The organism is Clostridium saccharobutylicum DSM 13864, assembly GCF_000473995.1.
Classification (GTDB): domain Bacteria; phylum Bacillota; class Clostridia; order Clostridiales; family Clostridiaceae; genus Clostridium; species Clostridium saccharobutylicum.
On the sequence record NC_022571.1, the window covers coordinates 3,476,654 to 3,498,155 of the forward strand.

Below are 21,502 nucleotides of genomic sequence, written 5' to 3' on the forward strand. Positions count from 1 at the left end.
GCTGTTTAAGGTCTTAATGTGAGGTTGTTCCATTTACTGCTTGTCACAAAAGTAAGAATCGAAATTTTATATTTCGTTATTCGAACTTTCTCTGAGAGCTTTTATATTGGGAGCATGCGGAAATGGATCAACCTCACATTTAGAACCTTTCAGCGAAATTTTCATAGTCCTATGGAACAAATATGTATCTAATTTCGGCTGAGATTCATATAAGCTCTATTCTCATTGCGGAACCCTATAAATCATTCTTACTACGTCTTCAATTTACACAACAAATTATAAGAAAATTGACTACTTGATATATTGATTTATAACTATTTGCTGGCTGTAAAATTTTGTTTAATTAGAAAATCAACTTTTCATTGCGCTTGCTGTCATTTCAAACCCCTTCATCTTCATATCTATATCTGAAAGAATTTCTAATATTATATTATCATTTTTTCTACTTTTCATAGCATCTTCTAATCTTTGTTTTAATGATCTCATTTCTTGTGTTAATTTGTTTATTTCTCTTTCTTTATCACCAATTTTTATATTTTTTAACTCTAATTCTTCTTTTAATTTTTCTACTTTATTAACAAACACATCTATAGTATTTAAGTCTTTTTCTGAAAATTTGTTGGATGCATCTATTGTTTTATCTCTATATATTTTATTTTCTATTATATTAAATATTTTATTTTCACTACCATATTCAATATAAGAAATTACACTATTATCGACTTCAGTTAATCCATTGGAAACTCTATATAATATATTATTTAGTAAATTAGCTGCTTCTATTCCAACTCCATATTTTTTATTTGCCTTTTCCCATACAATAAAACTATTTATCTTTTCTTGACTATTTTCTGTCATAATCAAATTATTGCGACGTTCATTATATATATCAAAAAACTTTTGCTGAATTATACAACTTTCTTTATCACTCTTAGATTCTATAACTATTCCACCACATGTTGCTTTTTTCCTAATTAAAAATGAATAGAAATTTTTTAATAAATTATTGACCACCTTATTATAAGAATCATCTCTTAATCCATCACTTTGTTTTATTGAACTTAATATTAAATTAGTTTTTACCTTTTTAAATAACGTTGGCATTTGATTTATAAATTCTTTTTTATTATCATTATTTATATTTTTATATTCATTTTGTGGTAATAGAATATCATCAATACAAATTTCAAATCCATTTTTTCCAAGTATTCTTTCTTTGCAGTAATTTACTTTACTTGATAATTCACATTCCTTATCTTCTACATTAGTGCAATAATCCTGATCAAAAACCACTCCAGCTATTGAAAAATTATTATCCTTATCCAAGAAACCCTTTTCACTTACAAACATTATATATTTTTTCCCCATTTTACTTTCCCCTTTACCATAGAATTATTACGTCATCATATTTACTTAGAACATTACTATACTTTTATTTAAATAGTAATATTTTAGATAATTATATAAAAAATCATTATTTGTAATCAATCATTTTCATATCACTCCCATTTTCTATCTTTTAAATTTAATATTCTATACTATAGATGTTTTCTCCTCCATATTACAAAAATTATTTATTTTTGAATTTATGTATATTTCTTACTTAAAATAATTTATCTAACTATAAATAAATATATGTTATGTAATTATTATTAGAACATTTTTTATTGTTTATTGTTTAAATACATCTCCTAATTTTCGTATAATACATCCATTTCATGATAATAATTCATATATAAAAATATTGAAGGTAGAACTTAAATAAAAAATAAACCTTAGAAATTCAATTTTAATTTCTAAGGTTTATTTTTTATTCCATTCCGATAAATTCAACTTTTTCAACATTTCTAATGTTAAGCAAGCCATCTGTCAATGTTTTTATATCTCCATCAACAGTTGATAAATCTATTGTTATACTTAAATTAGCATATCCATTCAGAGGTATACCTTGATTTATTGTCAAGATATCTCCTCCTTGTTCTGCAATAAAATTACTAATAGCAGATAAAAGTCCCTTCTCATTTTTAAATATAATATTATAAGTAACTTTTCTACCTTCTGAAGTTTCTGAAAAATCAAATACAAAATCCTTATATTTATAATATACGCTTCTACTTATTCCAGCTATCTTTACAGCTTCTGTAATTTCTTTCACTTTTCCATCTTTTAATAGCTTTTTTGTAAATAGAACTTTTTCATATACATCTGGTAATACTCTCTTATCTATAACTAAGTAATTTCCACTCATTAGCTCATACCTTCTATAATGGTTGCCCCCGCATCATCTAAAGATAATTCTAATATATCCCATTCCAATCCTTCTTCTCTTAAAAATTCCCCAAGCTTATTGCTAAAGCGCTCATTGTTTTCGTCGATAAGTGCCATAATTGTTGGACCTGCTCCGCTTAAATAGCAGCCTAAAGCTCCAAGTTCATAGCTCTTATTATACACCTCTTCAAAACCAGGAATTAATTTACTCCTGTAATTTTGGTGAAAGGCATCTTTACATGCATATTTTATTAACTCATATCTACCACTGCTAAGACATGCTACCATAAGAGCTGCTCTTGAAACATTATAGACCCCATCTTTCATGCTTATCTCTTTTGGCAGTACACTTCTCGCTTTTTCTGTAGATAGTCTAAAGTTTGGCACTATGCTTACAAACTTTAATCCATTTTTTATATTTACCTTATCATAAAAAGTCTTGTTTTCTTCGGTTATTGAAACAACCATGCCACCAAGTAGCGCTGGTGCAACATTATCAGGATGACCTTCAATTTCCACAGCCATATCTAATAATTCTTCTTCTGAAAATTTTCCACCTAGAATTTCATTAGCTCCAACTAGTCCCCCAACTATACATGTAGAGCTACTTCCAAGACCTCTTGATACTGGTACATCTTGTTTAATTTCACTTATTTCTAATCCTTTTATTTTATAGCCCGCTTTATCAAAACAATGTTTCATTGCTTGATAAATTATATTTTTTTCATTACAAAATTCTTCTGGCATTCCATTAAATTTTAAGCCATTATCTAATTCTCTGAATTCAAACTCATTATATAAAGTTAATGCTATTCCCAATGAATCAAATCCAGGTCCCATATTTGCTGATGTAGCTGGCACTCTAACTTTAATCATGCGCATCGCCCCTTATGCGTTTAAGAATGAAAGTAGAGCATCTCTCATCTCAGACTTATCCCAAACTTCATCATGTAATACCTTAGCAGTTTCTAATTTACTTAAGCTGCTTGGTATTTCTGTCTTTGTTTCATTTGATAATTTTTCTAACACTTTAAAATCGTTTATTCCTTCTACATCAATGTTAAGTGCATTACAAATACTTCTTGGGAATTTATATGGACTTGCTGTTGAAAGAATTAAAGCTGGTTTATCATCTTTAGTTTCTTTTACATATTTATTTTTAACTACATATGCCACAGCTGTATGAGTATCCATTAAGTAATTGTCTCTTTCATAAACTTCTTTTATTGCATCATATACTTCTTTAGTATTAGCAAAGTTTCCATAGAATTCTTTTACGAAACTTCTAATTTTTTCATTAACTTCGTAAACACCCTTAGTATTTAAATCCTTCATTAATTCACTAACAACTTCAGTGTCTCTTCCACTTGCTTCATATAATAATCTTTCAAGATTTGATGAAACAAGTATATCCATTGAAGGTGATTCTGTTAAAACAAGTTCTCTCTTCTTATCATATACCCCAGTTTCGAAGAAGTCTGTTAATACTTTATTTTCATTTGATGCACAAATAAATTTATCAATAGGTAATCCCATTTGTTTAGCATAATAGCCTGCTAATATGTTCCCAAAGTTTCCAGTTGGAACTACTACATTTATAAGTTCATCCTTTTTTATAACCCCTTGATTTATTAAGTTAAAATATCCATAAAAATAATACACTATTTGAGGTACAAGTCTTCCAATGTTAATAGAATTTGCAGATGATAAAACAAATCCTTTTTCAACTAATTTTTCTCTGAATTTATTATCCCCAAAGATTTCTTTTACTCCTGTTTGTGCATCATCAAAATTGCCCCTTATTCCAATGACCTTAACATTGTCTCCTTGTTGACTTGACATTTGTCTTTCTTGGATTGCACTTACTCCATTTTTAGGATAGTAAACTACAACTTTGAAACCTTCAACTTTTGCAAAGCCTTCAAGTGCAGCTTTTCCTGTATCTCCTGATGTTGCAGTAAGTATTGTTATATCTTCTTTAACATCACAAATTTTTTTAGCTCTCTTCATAACCTGTGGTAAAAATAATAATGCTGCATCTTTAAATGCACATGTTGGTCCATGATATAATTCTAAGAAATTATTTTTAACTTTAACATCAAATCTGTCATTATATGCATCATTAATTGCCCCCATTAACTCTGCATCATCAATATCTGTAAAATATTCATTTATAACTTTGAATGCTAAGTCTTCATACTTAATATTAGTATTATTTTTTAATTCATCATAAATTTTAGGAAATTCATCAGGAACATATAGCCCGCCATCCTTTGAAATTCCATTAATTATTGCATTTGCCGAAGATACATTTTTTTCTAGACCCCTAGTACTTCTAAACTTCATTGTTTATCACCTCAAATTTGTATTTTATATGAACATATTCTTTTTTACTTGACAAATATTTAAAAATATATACATAATCTTCTTGTACTATATATTATCATGTATACAATTGATATACAAGTGTTTTTCTGTTAAATACATAATAATTTTTTCATATCTTCATTAATTATATTCTTTCCCAAAACATTGCATAATTATTTTTAATTTTTAAATTTTAATTTTTACATATAAATATTAAACGGCATTATTTGTATAGCACATTGTTCAAGTCTCAATTTAGGACATTGTGGTATAACAATGTCATTCTTTGTCAAGCATTCTAAAAGCGGTTCGCATTTTTTAAAAAAATTTTCATAAAACTTCTCTTGTCCTGTTTTTCTAAGAAGACTTATTGTATCACTTTCAGCACTACAAGTTTTAATTACTTTGCCAACAACCTTACAATGACAATTTATCTTATCAAAAATATTACACTGTCCATTCATAAAATTATCTTTATTTACAGTTAAAATTACTGTTCCATTCCCAGTCTTCATTATCAAATCCAATGTATTATTACATTTTAAAATATCTTGTAAATATGTTAGCATCTTTAAAAACATAGAAAAATTAATCTTAGTCTCTTTTTTGCCTAATAAGCTATTTAAGTATTCACATCCAAAAATATTAAGCAAATTTGTTAATGTATCAATATATGTTAAAATGCATTCATTAGTAATTGTTCCTTCAATTTCTATTAAATCACCCGTATAGACATTATTATTTTCTATATCTGTTTCATCTTTATGATGTAATTGGTTGTTTTTATTAAGATGATTTATTAGATTTCCATTTAAAACAAATGTTGTATATGTTGTTTTTACCTGTCTTTCTTCTTTTACGCATTGTTTTGCATCAAAATCTCTATCTACATGATAATTAATCAAAGCATTATTAGACTGTTGGCTATTCTTATCCTTATAGCCTTCTCTTTCAGTTTTAGTATAAATTCCTTGATTAAAATTTTCATTCTTATCTCCATCTCTTATTCCTGCAGACAAAGTTCTATCAAATGATTGAGTTAAAGTTGTGGTTTCTATATATCCTGTTAATACTAATGAAGATAGATTTCTAACTAAATTTTCATCTAAATAAACAAGTACATCAAAAAGATTGTCCATGATTTCTCCTTTCGAAAGGATTAATAACTAATTAGCTTATACTTATATATTATTAGTATTTTTCTTGTCATATTCCTTGCAGGATTAAGCACATACAAAAATATATAAATAAAACCTATCAATATTAGTTTTAACTATTGTTTTATTTAAACAATGAAGAGTAAAACTTACAATTTTCTTACTTTATAAATTCTTATATAGTCTAGTGATATAATTTATATATTGCATATGAATTATATCTTTAGAATATATTATTTATTTTTTACATAAAATATTTTTGATTTGATTATTAGGCACAATGACATAAATAACAAATAAATTTATCTGCTTGCTTGATAAAAATTTTGGACTTGTTATTTATTTTCATATACTTTATTCTAAATATTTATTGTTTTCATAAATGTTTAGTACTAAAAAAATAATAGACCAGTATAGTTGATGAGCCTATTATTTCTTTCATATGCATTTTAATTTTAATTGAAAGGAGATAAGCTTAATTCTTGTACACCTATTTTTACTTAGGTCTTAAGGCATATTCAGAAATGATAATTCAGTATTATATTTGATTTGTTATTTCATTTCATGTGCCTTGTCTCAATTAGGCAGATATTTTATGAAAAAATTTTTAAAAAAATTATTTTTAATCTTATTTTTAGTTATTATGATATTTATATTAATCTTTCACAAGAGATTGCTGTTATGTTATGGAATTGCAGAAAAATATATTTCGTTACAAAAAAATATATCATCAACAAAAAATTTGGATATTAGAGTTGCTTCAAATTCTATGGACTATAAAAATGTTGTATATAAAAATACTAATGGTGTCCCATTAACTCTAGATATTTATGGTCCTTCAAAAAACATCTATAAATCCTCTCCTGTAATTGTTTATGTTCATGGTGGTAGTTGGGCTTACGGTGATAAAACAATTCCTGATGCTTTAAGCCCTGTTTTAGATACATTTAGAAGTGAAGGCTATACAATTATAAGTACATCTTATGAGCTTATGCGAAACAAAGAAAACTTTAACAAACAGATTTGTGATGTTAAAGATACTATTAGATGGATATATAAAAATCAATCTACTTATAATCTTGATACAAATGAAATAGGTGTTCTAGGTGTTTCCTCTGGTGCTCATCTTTCACTTATGGCTGGATACAGTAATGATAAAGATTTTACAGATGATCCTGATTTAACTGCTTATTCATCAAAAGTTAAGTACTTAATTGATTTTTCTGGTCCTACCGATTTAGGATTACTAAATACATCTAATTTAAATGCAGATTTATCAAGAATATTTTCATCAATTACTAACAAGAGTGAAATAATCGATAAATTTAATCCTATAAATTACATTAACTCTAATACACCTAAAACATTGATAATTCATAGTAAAGCGGATTCAATAGTTCCTTATAAAAGTTCTGAAGAACTTTATAGTAAATGTAACGAATCTGGTGTTAAAGCTCAATTAATAAGCTTGGATAGTAGCGCTCATGATTTATCAGATATTTCAAGTGATGATATTATATCTATGTCAAAAGGTTTATTATCATTTATAGTTTTAAATTCACCACTTTAACATTTATAAAAAATCGTTAAACAATATAAAAAGCAGATATATGGTGTTATAGAAGCATTTTTTAACATTTCTTTGCTTCATAAATACCTGTATCTGCTTTTCCTATTTTTACATACTTTATATATTAAAAATTAGTACTCATAATGTCTTGTATTTTCGCATAGCACTATTTGTATTTTCTTATCTTCTAATATCTTTTTATATGAACATAGAAATTCATTTAATTCATTATCATTCAAATCTATATTTTTTTCACTTATTAATATTACTTTCTCATTTTCTAATAATGCCTTTAAATTATTTTTTTCATTTTTTATGAAATATTCAGATATAGACTTATTTGAAAGTTTATCTTTATATTTATCTTGAAAGCTTATGCTTTTTTTAACATTGCTATAATTTAATCCCAAACTATTCATATCAAGTCCAGATAATTTAAATTGTTCTTCTAACATAGCGGAATCAAATCCATATCTCTCTAAAAATTTTTTTTGTATATTAATCAACTTATCTTGAGAAATATTATTTTCCTGCATATAAGACATTATTTGTTTAGAAAAATCAGCCATATTTATTTTTCCTTCAGCCATTTGATAATACATAGAGTATATGTAGTCTTCAAACTTATCTACATCTTTTTCTTTGGCCTTATTTTTCAACTCATTGAAATCTATAATTCTATCAGACATACTAATCCTCTCCTTTTTACTATTATATAATAGTTTATAATACAAAATATGTATTTGTTCATATTTTTTTATCATCGCTATTCTTGAGCAGAATTCTTTAAAAAGTTAATCCTTTCATTTTTAGAAAATACACATCCACAATAGTCCTGTCTATATAAATTATATTCATTAGAAAGCTCTATTGAACGTTTATATCCTTCTTTCTTCTTAAAATCTGAATATAAGTATTTTACATTATACTCTTGTGATAATCTCCTACCAATTTCATTTAATTTTTGCGAATTTTTATGTGGGCTTATAGATAAAGTAGTGGTAAAATAATCGTAATCTCCCTCTTTAACTATAATTGCAGCTTCTCTCAGTCTTAATTCATAACATTTAAAGCATCTTTCTCCGCCTTCTCTTTCAGCTTCTAATCCTTTTGAAAGAGCATAAAATGCATCAGTATCATATTTTCCTTCTAAAAATTTTATTTGATATTTAACTTTAAGCTCTGAAATAAACTTTTTTTGTTCTTCTACCCTTCTTGAATATTCCTCGTTAGGATAGATATTTGGATTATAAAAGAAAACTGTTATATGAAAATATTGAGATAGATATTCTAAAATATAGCTGCTGCATGGTGCACAACAACTATGTAATAATAATTTAGGTTGTTTGTCTTCTTTAACTAAAGTATCTATTAATGCATCTAATTCTTTTTGATAATTAATTTTGTTCATAATTTCATTCCTTCTTATCTTATTATCCATTGTTTGATATAAATATACATAGCATCAAATAAAATTTTTAATTATACATAAATAACTTACTTATTAGACTTATGTGATACCTAACCAAAATAAGTGAAATTATTTATATATAATGAGCTTTTTTATTCAAACTTATATTCCTCTATTTATTGGTATTATATCAATACTTAGTTATATTGAAAAGTATCAATATCTACTTAATTTCTGCCTAATTTAATTTTTCCACATTACCTATCTTATTTCTTATCTAATACTTCACTATAAATTTGCATTATATTAAACAGTTATAATATAATTTTAAAGGTAAAATATACTGTAATAATTCATCTTTTCGTAATCTTTACATTAAAATACTAATTATATTTTGGATTAACTCATTTTAATTAGTATCACTATTAAAAGCATTACTTTGCTTATTAAGAAAGGATTCATAAATTATGATTAATAATATTGCTAGCGATATGTTATCTAAAGATTTTTTATTAAATGTAGATATGCTTGAATGTATACGAAGAGGCAGTGCCGAAATTTTGTTTGCTTCACATGATGGTGTACTTTTAATTGATATTCCATCTCAAATTTATATGATTTTTACAACTAATTATCAAATAGCCAAAAGGTTACTTCATTCTATACCTCAAAATATTGATATTATTGTTGCACATGATAAATTTTCTTATAATTTATTGAAAATAAAATTCAATTTTAAAAAAACAATACTCTGTTATAATAGCGTTTATATAAAGAAAACACATATAGAAATAAAAAATCCGATTGTAGAAATTAGATTCCTTACAAATAAATATACGAATATTATAACTAAAAATTATTGTAAAGCAGAAATTGTAAAAGATACTTACATAGAAAATAGATTAAATGCAAATGAAATGTTTGGTGCCTTCCTCAATAATAATTTATGCGGTTTTATAGGTAGTCATGAAGAAGGCTCCATAGGTATGTTGGAAGTTTTTCCTAAATACAGAAAAAGGGGGATTGGCTGCGCTCTACAGATTGCTGCTACTAATTATGCTTTAGCTAATCATAGATACCCCTATGGTGAAATTGTCGAAATAAATACTAATTCCATAGCTTTGCAAAGAAAACTTGGATTTCAATTATCCTCAAACAAGGTATATTGGCTAATAAAATAAAATTTATTTTATTATTACTTTAGTCCCTTGCGGGATATTATCCCATATCCATTTAGCATTTATTTTAGTTAACCTTATGCAACCATCAGATAATGCCATTCCAAGTCTCCCATCTCTTATTGAACCATCTAAATTATATATTATTGAATGAAATAAGTAATTTCCTTTAAACTGAGTATAATACCAACATTTATATCCCTTTTCTACCCCAAAATAAAGTCCTTTTGCTCCAACTGTAAAAGATCCTTTTGGAGTTGGTGTAGATTTTTTTCCTATTGTACACAAATAACTATGAATTAAAGTCCAGTTATTTGTGCTTCCTTGAAAAATATTAACTTTAAAATTACTAAGAGTTACTAATATTAGATACTTTGTTGCACTTGAAAGATTGTTTGAATTAACATACTTTGTTATATCAGAATTCGATTGTACATCATTTGCTCTATTGGTTTTGTTATAACATTCTTTATTTCTAAAAAGTCTGCATAAAATTTTCATATTTAACTTCCTAATTATTAATCTAAAAATATTATATGTAAGTTTTAGTAAATTTGTTTTTACTATACTAACAAAATATTAAGCACATAATACTTATATTATGAAATTTTAATTTTTCTCTATTTACATAAACATCATTTCAATTATGTTTCTTTCATCATATAGATATCCAATTTAAGACTCAGACTTATAATTAGAATGTATTTCCATACTAGAAATAATGAGAATTCTTTTGCGTAGCGTTGCGTTGATAATTTAGTTGTAGGATTTCTTCAGCAGAAGTTGTTCTATTCTCGCTTGTCCTTAACTTGTTTAATGAGCATGCAGGAATGGGGCAACTTCTGCTGTTAAGTGAGAGTCCAAATCTTGCATTTGGTTTCTCGAACTTACTCAGCGAACATATGTGAGTCGAGTTTCATTTTCCACAGCCAAATTATCTAGCAACCGAGCTAAAGAATTCCCCTTATTTCGGTTAGTTATTACATAAGTATAAGTCTTGATTTATGTAATAACTAAAATTAACCTTTAGGTAATTTAATATAAACTTTAAATCTATGTCCCTCTGTTTCTATGTGTATTTCTCCTCCATGAAGATCAACTATTGATTTAGAAATAAATAATCCTAATCCAGATCCACTTATTTTTTGATTTCTAGATTTATCTCCCCTATAAAATCTTTCAAAAAGCATATTGGAATCACATTCTATACTTTCTTCCATTGTATTTTCAAGTGTAATTATTGAATAATTTTCATCATTAATAACATCGATATATATTTTTGAGTTTTTCTTACTATATTTAATTGCATTATCTAATAAATTTTCAAAAACTCTAATCATAATATTTCCATCAATATTTGTTATAATCTCAAATTCCTTATATAATTTTACTATATCTAGATAATTGTTATAGGCTAAATTAGAATATTCACCTATTGTTTGTTCAAGCATTTCAATTATGTTTATGGGAATTTTATTTATGGTTACTTCGCCACTTTCAAGTTTAGAATACTCAAATAATTCGCAAATTAATATTTTAATTCTTTCAGCTTTTTCTAAACTTTTTTTAATATAATCATTCTTTTCTTCTAGTTTTAAATCTAAATTTTTAGCAATCTCCATATAACCTATAAGACTTGTTAATGGAGTTCTTAAATCATGTGAAATATTTGCTATAAGTTCATTTTTTAATTTATACATATTTCTTTCATTATCTATTTTTATTTTTAGATTAGATGACATCTTATTTATTTCATGACTTAAGATTCCAAATTCATCATTAGAATTTAATTCTAACCTGTACTCTAAATTTTCATTAGACATGGTTATAATTCCATCAGTAATGTATATAAGTTGTTTTACTTTTCTTCTAATTATTAAATATTCAATAATTAATACTATTATTATAGGAAACAATATTCTCATTATATAGCTTTCTACAGTGCTATTTGAAGATCTGTACTTAAAAATTACTAGTTCAAAAGTTTGTCCATTATCTATTAATTTGTATTCTTTCATAAATGGATTGAAATCACCATTTTTATTCCGCATAATATATTGCATTTGATTAAGATCTATTTTTGCCTCATCTACACCATCCGTTTTTAATCTTATATTTTCATTTTTATCATATATAATAATTTCCAAATTATTATATTCTTTCTTTAACGACTCTATGTAATTTTTATTATTAGTATTTTCAATATTAAAGTGCTCACTAAGTTCAACATAAATCCTATCCGCACATAATATTAAATTTTCAGTATTATCTCTGTCTTTTAAACTAGTATCAATACCAATAAAAGTAAATAATATAATAATAAATACTGAAATTATATTTAATGTTAACAATTTGGTTGCTATTTTTCTATTCTTTATCAATTTTATATCCAACTCCCCACACTACTTTAATGTACTTTGAGTCCTTAGGAGTTATTTCAATTTTTTCTCGTATATTTCTTATATGTACTGCAACTGTATTTTTAGAATTTATAAAAGGCTCATTCCAAACCATCTCATAAATTTGTGCTGTAGTTAAAGTTCTTCCCCTATTTTCAGCAAGTATCTTTAAAATATCAAATTCTGTAGGTGTAACTTTTATAAATTCATCACCTTTATATACATCTCTACTTTTTAAATCTATTGATAAATCATATATTTGTATTTTACTTTTATCTTTTTTTGCAACTTCTTTAAATTCAGTATTTCTTCTAATATGTGCTTTTATTCTTGCAACGAGTTCTAACGGGTTAAAAGGCTTTGTCACATAATCATCTGCTCCAATATTTAATGCTAGTATCTTACTACTATCTTCATTTTTAGCAGAAATCATTATTATAGGAATTTTATTATTTTTTCTAATCCTTAAGCAAGCTTGTATACCATCTAATTGCGGCATCATAATATCTAATACAATCAAATCTATATCATTGTTTTGTATTCTCTCTAACGCCTCACTTCCGTCCTTTGCCATTATACATTCAATATTTTCATTTATAAGATATAGTTTTATTATTTCTCTTATGTCCATGTCATCATCTACAATTAAAACTGTTGATTTATTCAAAAAAACATCTCCCAACAAGCATTTTTTTACTTAAAGACTATTATATTACATAAGACTTTATAAAAAAAGATTATATTCATAACTTATACAAGTAACTACTATTAGATAATATTGTCATATAATTATTTACTGTTGCCAATTCAATCTTTTTAAATTTTCCATTAATATATATTTACACATATTAAAAACTCAGCAATATAAAAAATATCACTGAGTTTTTCACATAACAAATCCCTTATCTTAATAATCTAAATTATTCATAATAGCAAACAATAGGAGTATCTTCCTCAATATTGTTAAATATTATACCCGCTAAATAATTAGGTGCATTTACACAACCATGAGAACCACTTGTCTTATATATATCACCGCCAAATTGTGATCTCCAGCTTGCATCATGAATTCCTATACCACCATTAAATGGCATCCAAAACTTAACAGGTGTTCTGTAACTCTCGCCTTTTAAAACAGCATTCTTTTGCTTAAACTTTAATCTATAAATGCCTACCGGTGTTGAATGACCTCTACTTATATTACCTGTAACAACATCCCCAGCAGCAACTAATGTCCCATTTTTATAAAACCATAAATGCTGTTTTGTCATATTAATTTCTACATAAGTGTTCCCAATATCATTATCATCATGATATATTGCTGTTTGCTTATATACAGGTTGCCTTGTTATAGTTTTTCCTTCTTTTATGATATTAATTAATTCGTTCATTTCGTTATCAATATTAATAGCCCATCCATAGTCTCCGCCACTTACTTTTACCATTTTTCCTAATGAAGTAGAAAAATTTCTAATCTTACCAACTGTGTCATAAGTATTTGACAGCACATGTAAATATTTTTTTATCTTTTCTTTATCAAATATTATTTGATAATTATCATCAACTGTCAGCCATTCGTTTATTATAGATTTGTCTAACACTTCTTTACTTTCTCCAAATTTATAAGTAATCTCTGACATTACATACTTATTAAGCATATCTTTGGCAGCTATAACTTCTTGAGATTTTGAAGTATATTGTGGCTTTTCATAACAATTAATAGATTCTAAGTCTATTATTGTTTCTCCTTTAAGAATTGCATTTTTCACATAGTTATATAAAATATCTTTATTTATTTTATTTCCGTAAACTTCATCTATAATTTCATAACCATTTTCTGTGTATTTAAATATTGGATTTTGAGGCTCAATTATATTATTCTCATCAAAACATGATAAGTTATCTAAAGCTTTTTTTAATAAGACCTCATCAAAATCCACCACTTGTGTTATTTTAGAAGTTCTTGTATCAAAAAGCGTAAAAAGCCATTGGAAAGAACTTTTTTTATCTTTAATATGCGTAGTTTTCCACTGTGAACTATATTTTAAACCAATATCAGTTGCTGTAATTTGTTCTTTGTTATTTCCTCTTTCTTTTAACTCCAGAATATATGTTTTAAGTTCTTCCGGAACTTCTATCTTTACCTCCTCTGCATTTTTTTCTAAAAAATTACTACAACTTATTGTAGGAAATAAATAAAAATTACTTATTATATAAAAAATAATTGTGCAAAAGCATATAGAAAGAAAAGTAAAAAAACATTTATTAGTACTTATTAACATTTTATTTTTTTGTTTCATAATAACGCCCCTATATTATTATGCCTAAACTTAAAATAAATTATTTGCTCTTTTTAACGTTAATAATTGTTATAAGACCGGTAATTTAATCCAAGCCAATTATATAATATGTCTTAAATAATTTATTTTATTATCACATCTATATTATGCTCTCAACTAACATCCTTAAAGTCATTAATCTATGCTCACCTAATACAAATTTTCCAGTATTAAATAAATATTTATCTTCTGTTACCAATATAAGATCATTATCTAAATAACAAGCATATAGCAATAATAGATCATTTTCAGAAAGCTTATTTGTAGCGTAATAAGCATTACCTTTATTGGAATATTTTACATTTATCATTGAATAAAATTCTTTAATCTTCTTTTTATCTATTTCTATAATAAAAGATATTAAGCTTAAAAATCTTTGTGATAATATTCGCTGCCCTTTATATTGTCGCATTTCCTTTACGACAAGTTCTTCACTTATTTCTTTTAATATTTTAATTTTTTTATCTTTAATAAGTTTATCAATTACAAAAGGATACTGCTTCCAAAGTCCTATAACAATATTACTATCTAATAAATATTCATTCATAATTATTACTCCTATAATTTATAATGTTATTTTATTCTTTCGTTATTGGAATGTTCATTTAAACACCATTATTTATATTGCCATATAACTTTATCAATTATCCCTTATAGATAAACAGCTTTGTTCTCAGGTTTGTGGTGACTAACCGAAAGAAAGGGGACTATTTTACTCGGTTGCTAGACAATTTAGCTGTGGATTTCTAACAGCAGAAGTTGTACCCATTCCCGCATGCTCCCAAGACAAGTGCTCACTGAGAAAGTTCGAAGAACGAAATGTAAAATTTCGCTTGTCACTTTTGTGACAAGCAAGAATTGAACAACTTCTACTGAAGAAATACCTACAACCAAATTATCAACGTAACACTACGTAAAATAATCCTCTTTCTTTCTAGTATAGAATATATTTCAAAGTTTAGTTCTAGTTCGTATTTTGTTTATCCATATAGAATTCGTTAAATACTAATATGCTATCATATCAAGTAAATATTCTAAAGCATCTAGTGTTTCTAATATTTTTTAAAAGTAAATTAGAAATCTATAGGAGATTTATTTGTAGCTACCATATAAGATGACAACTATCCTTTCTCCATACATATATTTAGTTTTTATCAAGGAACTATAGATATCCAATTTATAATGAGGTCGCTAAAAAACTATAGTTTTTTAGTAACAACTTTTAAAATATCATAAAAATAGTATGAAACAGCTTTATTAAATTCAAACTCATCTTCTTTTTTTCTATGACCTTGAGTTACAGCAGTGTTAAGTTTTGAAACAAGTTGTATACTATTCTCATTTGCAAATTAAATATTTCCTTTTTCAAAATATGCAGCTTCTCCAATAATGGTATCAATTTTAAAACCTGATTTCATAGTTTTATTTACTATGGACTTTAATTCGTTTATTTTTCTTAATAAATTATCTTTAGGAACTACTATGTCATATATACCTGAATATGAACTTAAAATTATAGATTGCTGTTGCTTAATCCATATAAACACCTACTTAAATTTAATACCATAATTATATTATAAAAGCCATGAAATATTATTAATAACATTTCATGGCCAAGTCATAACAGAAGGACTTTTTCAGTGGTCTCTTAATTATCTAGCAACCTAGCAAAAGAATTCCCCTTATTTCGGTTAGCTATCACATAAGTCTATATTATAAATTAAGCTTTTTGCTATAATCTCTAATTATTGCAATTGATTTTTTTAATTCTGCCATCTCATTCTCTGATAAATGGTATTCGACTAACTCTTTTATCCCCTGATTATTTAAAACAGCTGGTACTCCTGCATATATATCTTTTTCACCATATTCACCATTAAGCATTGCAGACACAGGAATAACCTTATTTTCGTCGCGCAATACTGCTTTAATGATTTGAACTGTAGTTGCAGCAATACCAAATGTAGTAGCTCCTTTAGCATTTACAATACGATATGCTATCATCTTAATGTCTTCTGATACAGAATCAATATTAAATTCTCCTAAACGTACCTTGTTATCATTGATTATATCTAAAAATTTCTTACCACCAACTGTAATTTGACTCCATGGAATTACTTGAGAATCCCCATGTTCACCCATACATAATGCATGCACACTTTGAGGATCAACATTCATAACATCTGCCAAATGATACTTTAAACGTGCAGAATCTAGAGCTGTACCTGTTCCTATTACCTTGTTAGCTGGTAAACCTGAAAGCTTATGCACATAGTATGACATCACATCTACAGGATTTGTTATTACAACAATAATTCCTGAGAATCCACTTTTCATGATAGGAGGCACAATACTTTCCATTATTCCAGCTGCTTTTTCCATCATATCTAATCTTGTTTGTCCTGTGATATAAGGTAACGCTGCAGCTATTACAACTAAATCCGCATCTTTGCAATCGTCATATTCACCATCTTTTACTTTCATTTTGTTTCCATTATATCCAAGAGAGTGTTGAAGATCTGTTGCTTCTGCCCATGATTTTTCCTTATTAATATCAATCAACACTAAATCATCACAAACATGATTCATAACTATATCAAATGCTACAGCAGCTCCAACAGCTCCTGTACCAACAACTACTACTTTACTTCTACCTATTGCCATATATCTCACCCTTTACTAATTCGCTTATAAATATTATATAAAATACAATAAATTAATCACATTTGAATGTATCATAATCTATTTTAGCAATGAATTTCTTTGGCTGCAAATTCTTCAAAAGCTTTTAAATAAGCATCAATATGTTTTTCTTCATGTTTTACGCTTAAAAATACAGCTTCAAATTGTGATGGTGCTAAATTAATTCCACTCTTTAGCATGTGTTCAAAATATCTATTAAATCTTTTAACATTACATGTTTTAACATCATCATAAGTCTTAACTTCTTTTAAATCTGTAAAGAATACTGTAAGCATTCCACCTACTCTATTCATTACTGCAGGAAGATTATATTTCTTAGATATTTCACATACACCTTCTTCAAGTTTTCTTCCCATCTTTTCTATATGATCATAATATTCTAGATTGTTTTTTAACTTAGTTAGTGTTGCAAGTCCAGCAGCCATTACTATTGGATTTCCAGACATAGTTCCTGCTTGATATACTCCTCCTACTGGAGCTAAGTTTTCCATTACTTCTCTTTTTCCAGCATATGCTCCACATGGAAGTCCCCCTCCCATTATTTTTGCATATGTAATTAAATCTGGATTTACATTAAATAAAGATTGTGCACCTTTAAATGCAACTCTAAATCCATTCATAACTTCATCGAAAATTAATAGCGCACCATATTTATCACAAAGTTCTCTTAATGTTTCCATGAAATCTTCTTCTGCTTTAATAACTCCCATATTTCCAGCTACTGGCTCTATAATAACTCCAGCAATTTCATTTCCATACTTCTCAAATAACTCAATAATTTGTTTTTTATCATTGTATTGACCTATTAATGTATTCTCTATACTTCCTGTTGGAACTCCAAGTGAACCTGGTATTCCATTTGTCATTACTCCAGAACCAGCTTCTATTAAAAATCCATCAAAATGACCATGATAACAACCTGCAAATTTAACTATTTTATCTCTCTTAGTATATCCTCTAGCAAGCTTTACAGCACTCATTGTTGCTTCAGTCCCAGAATTAACCATTCTGATCATATCAACATTATCTAGGTTTTCACACATAAACTTCCCTAAATCTAATTCAAGCTTTGTTGGTGCTCCAAAAGCTAAAGCCTTACTGCTAGTTTCTTGAACAGCTTTCACAACATCTTCATCACAATGCCCAAGAATTAATGGTCCCCACGCTAATACAAAGTCTATATATTCATTATCATCTTCATCTTTAATTATTACGCCTTTTCCACTTTTTATTATAGGTGGATTAAAATTTAACCCCTTAAAGCATCTAACTGGACTGTTAACTCCACCTGGCATATATTTTTCTGATTCTTTAAATATTTCAAGATTTTTCATTGCAATTCCTCCTTAGCCAACATTATATAAGCATATTCTAATATTCTATCTCTTTAAAATCTTTGATGCTTCTAAAGCATGATAAGTTATGATAATATCTGCTCCTGCTCTTTTTATTGAAGTTAAAGTTTCCATCATTACTCTTTCCTCATCTATAAGACCAAGTTTTCCTGCCGCTTTAACCATTGCATATTCTCCACTTACATTATACGCTACAAGAGGAGCATTAAACTTATCTCTACACTCTCTTATTATATCCAAATAAGAAAGAGCAGGTTTAACCATTATAAAATCAGCGCCTTCATCTAAGTCCATTTGAGTTTCACGAATTGCTTCTAACCTATTACCTGGATCCATTTGATAAGTTTTTCTATCTCCAAATTGAGGCGCTGATCCAGCTGCATCTCTAAATGGACCATAATATGCTGAACAATATTTTGCAGAGTAGCTCATTATACTTACATTTTTAAATCCATTTTCATCTAATGCATTTCTAATAAATCCTATTCTTCCATCCATCATATCTGAAGGTGCAATTATATCAGCACCTGCTTTAGCATGAGATACTGATATTTTACCTAAATATTCCAAAGTTTCATCATTATCAACATCATGTTCATGAATTATTCCACAATGTCCATGCGAAGTATATTCACACATGCACACATCAGTAATAATCAATAAATCTTTGTTCAACCTCTTTATCTCTCTTATAGCTTGTTGAACTATTCCATTATCGTTGTAACTTTCAGAACCACATTCATCTTTATGTTCTGGTATTCCAAAAAGGAGTATCCCTGCAATATTTGCTTGTTCAACTTCTTTTACAACTTCACTTAATCTATCAATTGAATAATGATAATTTCCTGGTAATGAAGAAATTTCATTTTTAATATTTTTCCCTTCTACAACAAATATAGGGTAAATAAAATCTTTAGTATTTAAAGTTGTCTCCCTAATCATATCACGAATTGCTGAATTAGCTCTAAGTCTTCTTCCTCTTTTAATCATCTTATAAACACCTTTCATTATTACATAAATGATAAATTTTAAGCACACGAAAGAAAATAATAGACTCAATATACACCGCTTCATCTTTAGTTTCAGACAAGTAAGCAAATTCTACTAACAACTTATCTGCTTGTAGAATTTGCTAACGCAGTATGACACGAAACTATCAAACATACTGGTCTATTAATTTTTTGATTGTGCCTTATATCAATCATTACTACATATATTATACTCTATACATAACTTACTTTTACAAATATAAATTTTTCAACCATATTAGATATAGATTATTTAAGTATGCTCTCTATTTCTTTTAAAAATCCTTCTTCAGAATGTTCTTTGCATATATGAGCTTTTATTCCCAATTTTTCAAGTGGCTCATTGGTTTTTCTTCCTATTGCAATAGCTTTCTTTTGTTTTATTGCTTCTATTCCAACCATTTCAACCATATTAGCTACTGTAGATGGACTTGTAAAAAATACTGCGTCTACTTCATCAAAAGCTTTAGCATTTCTTACATTTCCACAAACTGTATCATATATAAATACTCTATCAACCTCTGCTCCAGCTTCTATAAGTTCATCATAAACATAAGCTCTGCTTTTAGATGAACATGGTAAAAGTATTTTTTCTCCTTTTTTAATATGAGGTTTCAATTTTTCCACTAATCCTTCTCCGATAAATTCCCTAGCCATTAAAAAGCTTATTATACCTCTTTTTTCTAATTCTTCAGACGTTGCTTTTCCTATTGTCGAAATTTTAGCTTTTAATCCCCTTATATCATATCGTTTTTCTTTTAAATAATCAAAAAATATATTTACACTATTAACTGATGTAAATAAAATATGATTATATTTTTCTAATTTATTTATATAATTATCTAAGTTGCTTGCAGTACTTTTTATTTCTATAGAATGTATTGCTGTTACTTCAGCACCAAGCTCTCTTAATTTTTGTTTCAAAGAAGTTGATTGTTTTTCTGATCTTGTAACACATATATTTTTGCCAAATAGAGGCTTATTTTCATACCAGCTTAAGCTATCATTTAAAGTTACAACATCACCAACTACAATTATGCATGGTGATTGCAAACCAGCTTCTCTAACTTTTTCTGATATGTTTTTTAGTGTACCTATGACCTTCTTTTGCTTACTTGATGTTCCTCTCATTACAACTCCACAAGGACATGATGGATTTTTTCCATTAGATATTAGTTTACTCACTATTTCTTCTAAATTACTTAATCCCATCATAAATACTAATGTTCCTTCTTCCATTGCCAGTGATTTAAAATTAGTATTTAAACTTTTTGCACTCATACCTGTTATAACATGAAAACTTTGAGCTATTCCTCTATGAGTTATTGGAATTCCTGCATAATTCAAAACTGCAATAGGCGAAGTTACTCCTGGAATTACCTCAAAAGAAATATTTTCTTCCTTTAAGGCTAGCACTTCTTCCCCACCTCTTCCAAACACATAAGGGTCTCCCCCTTTAACTCTTCCAACGATATGACCTTTCTTTGCTAGTTTAACTAACATTTCATTAATCTCTTCCTGAGTTTTATAATGTGCTCCAGGCTCTTTACCACAATAATAAATTTCACAATCTTGATTTAAATAATTTAAAATATTATTTGAAACTAATCTATCATATAACACTGCAGTACATTTTTTTAAAACATTAACTGCCTTTACTGTTAGTAATTCTTCATCTCCAGGACCAGTTCCTATTATATATACTTTACTCATATTCTTCCTCCTTG

General features: G+C 27.1%; 18 protein-coding genes and 1 pseudogene. 2 read left to right on the forward strand and 17 right to left on the reverse strand.

Annotated features, from left to right (window positions below):
• Nucleotides 1-351: 351 nt before the first annotated feature.
• The 5 genes from CLSA_RS15105 to CLSA_RS15125 form a co-directional block, all read right to left on the reverse strand.
• A complete protein-coding gene (locus CLSA_RS15105) occupies nt 352-1,368 on the reverse strand; it encodes a hypothetical protein (RefSeq protein WP_022747258.1) in 1,017 nt (338 codons plus the stop codon).
• A 442-nt stretch (nt 1,369-1,810) separates the two neighbouring features.
• Nucleotides 1,811-2,248: an ACT domain-containing protein gene (locus CLSA_RS15110; protein WP_022747259.1), complete on the reverse strand. Its 438-nt coding sequence runs from the start codon at nt 2,246-2,248 to the stop codon at nt 1,811-1,813.
• Nucleotides 2,248-3,144, reverse strand: coding sequence for a homoserine kinase (thrB, locus tag CLSA_RS15115; protein WP_022747260.1), 897 nt, complete (start codon nt 3,142-3,144; stop codon nt 2,248-2,250). Before thrB ends, CLSA_RS15110 begins: the two co-directional genes overlap by 1 nt.
• A gap of 12 nt (nt 3,145-3,156) precedes the next feature.
• Nucleotides 3,157-4,614 (reverse strand): threonine synthase, encoded by a 1,458-nt coding sequence (gene thrC, locus CLSA_RS15120; RefSeq protein WP_022747261.1) that lies wholly within the window; start codon nt 4,612-4,614, stop codon nt 3,157-3,159.
• 221 nt (nt 4,615-4,835) lie between these two features.
• Nucleotides 4,836-5,774: a DUF6414 family protein gene (locus tag CLSA_RS15125; protein ID WP_022747262.1), complete on the reverse strand. Its 939-nt coding sequence runs from the start codon at nt 5,772-5,774 to the stop codon at nt 4,836-4,838.
• A 613-nt stretch (nt 5,775-6,387) separates the two neighbouring features.
• Here CLSA_RS15125 and CLSA_RS15130 point away from each other — a divergent pair.
• Nucleotides 6,388-7,362, forward strand: a complete 975-nt coding sequence (locus CLSA_RS15130) for an alpha/beta hydrolase (RefSeq protein ID WP_022747263.1) — start codon at nt 6,388-6,390, stop codon at nt 7,360-7,362.
• A gap of 131 nt (nt 7,363-7,493) precedes the next feature.
• Here the strand turns inward: CLSA_RS15130 and CLSA_RS15135 are convergent, their stop codons facing one another.
• Both CLSA_RS15135 and CLSA_RS15140 read right to left on the reverse strand, forming a co-directional pair.
• Nucleotides 7,494-8,051 (reverse strand): DUF3867 domain-containing protein, encoded by a 558-nt coding sequence (locus CLSA_RS15135; protein ID WP_022747264.1) that lies wholly within the window; start codon nt 8,049-8,051, stop codon nt 7,494-7,496.
• Between the two features lie 77 nt (nt 8,052-8,128).
• Nucleotides 8,129-8,773, reverse strand: a complete 645-nt coding sequence (locus CLSA_RS15140; protein WP_022747265.1) for an epoxyqueuosine reductase QueH — start codon at nt 8,771-8,773, stop codon at nt 8,129-8,131.
• Between the two features lie 467 nt (nt 8,774-9,240).
• Here CLSA_RS15140 and CLSA_RS15145 point away from each other — a divergent pair, with 467 nt between their 5' ends.
• Nucleotides 9,241-9,954, forward strand: a complete 714-nt coding sequence (locus tag CLSA_RS15145; protein ID WP_022747266.1) for a GNAT family N-acetyltransferase — start codon at nt 9,241-9,243, stop codon at nt 9,952-9,954.
• Between the two features lie 3 nt (nt 9,955-9,957).
• Here the strand turns inward: CLSA_RS15145 and CLSA_RS15150 are convergent, their stop codons facing one another.
• The 10 genes and pseudogenes from CLSA_RS15150 to cobA form a co-directional block, all read right to left on the reverse strand.
• A complete protein-coding gene (locus CLSA_RS15150; protein ID WP_022747267.1) occupies nt 9,958-10,452 on the reverse strand; it encodes a L,D-transpeptidase in 495 nt (164 codons plus the stop codon).
• 518 nt (nt 10,453-10,970) lie between these two features.
• Entirely contained in the window at nt 10,971-12,332 is a 1,362-nt protein-coding gene (locus tag CLSA_RS22190; protein ID WP_022747268.1) for a sensor histidine kinase, read from the reverse strand.
• Nucleotides 12,319-13,017, reverse strand: coding sequence for a response regulator transcription factor (locus CLSA_RS15160; protein ID WP_022747269.1), 699 nt, complete (start codon nt 13,015-13,017; stop codon nt 12,319-12,321). The genes CLSA_RS22190 and CLSA_RS15160 overlap by 14 nt, the downstream gene beginning before the upstream one ends.
• A 253-nt stretch (nt 13,018-13,270) precedes the next feature.
• Complete coding sequence (locus tag CLSA_RS15165) at nt 13,271-14,650, reverse strand: L,D-transpeptidase family protein (protein ID WP_022747270.1); 1,380 nt, start codon at nt 14,648-14,650, stop codon at nt 13,271-13,273.
• 139 nt (nt 14,651-14,789) lie between these two features.
• Nucleotides 14,790-15,236 (reverse strand): PIN domain-containing protein, encoded by a 447-nt coding sequence (locus CLSA_RS15170; RefSeq protein WP_022747271.1) that lies wholly within the window; start codon nt 15,234-15,236, stop codon nt 14,790-14,792.
• Between the two features lie 691 nt (nt 15,237-15,927).
• A pseudogene (locus CLSA_RS24070) lies at nt 15,928-16,098 on the reverse strand (IS5/IS1182 family transposase); the annotation flags it as partial.
• Nucleotides 16,099-16,402: 304 nt separating this feature from the next.
• On the reverse strand, nt 16,403-17,353 hold the full coding sequence (locus CLSA_RS15180) for an L-lactate dehydrogenase (RefSeq protein ID WP_022747273.1): 951 nt from the start codon (nt 17,351-17,353) through the stop codon (nt 16,403-16,405).
• Between the two features lie 83 nt (nt 17,354-17,436).
• Nucleotides 17,437-18,726 (reverse strand): glutamate-1-semialdehyde 2,1-aminomutase, encoded by a 1,290-nt coding sequence (gene hemL, locus CLSA_RS15185; protein ID WP_022747274.1) that lies wholly within the window; start codon nt 18,724-18,726, stop codon nt 17,437-17,439.
• Nucleotides 18,727-18,771: 45 nt separating this feature from the next.
• Nucleotides 18,772-19,737 (reverse strand): porphobilinogen synthase, encoded by a 966-nt coding sequence (gene hemB / locus CLSA_RS15190; RefSeq protein ID WP_022747275.1) that lies wholly within the window; start codon nt 19,735-19,737, stop codon nt 18,772-18,774.
• 287 nt (nt 19,738-20,024) lie between these two features.
• Nucleotides 20,025-21,488 (reverse strand): uroporphyrinogen-III C-methyltransferase, encoded by a 1,464-nt coding sequence (gene cobA / locus CLSA_RS15195; RefSeq protein ID WP_022747276.1) that lies wholly within the window; start codon nt 21,486-21,488, stop codon nt 20,025-20,027.
• Nucleotides 21,489-21,502: the final 14 nt, after the last annotated feature.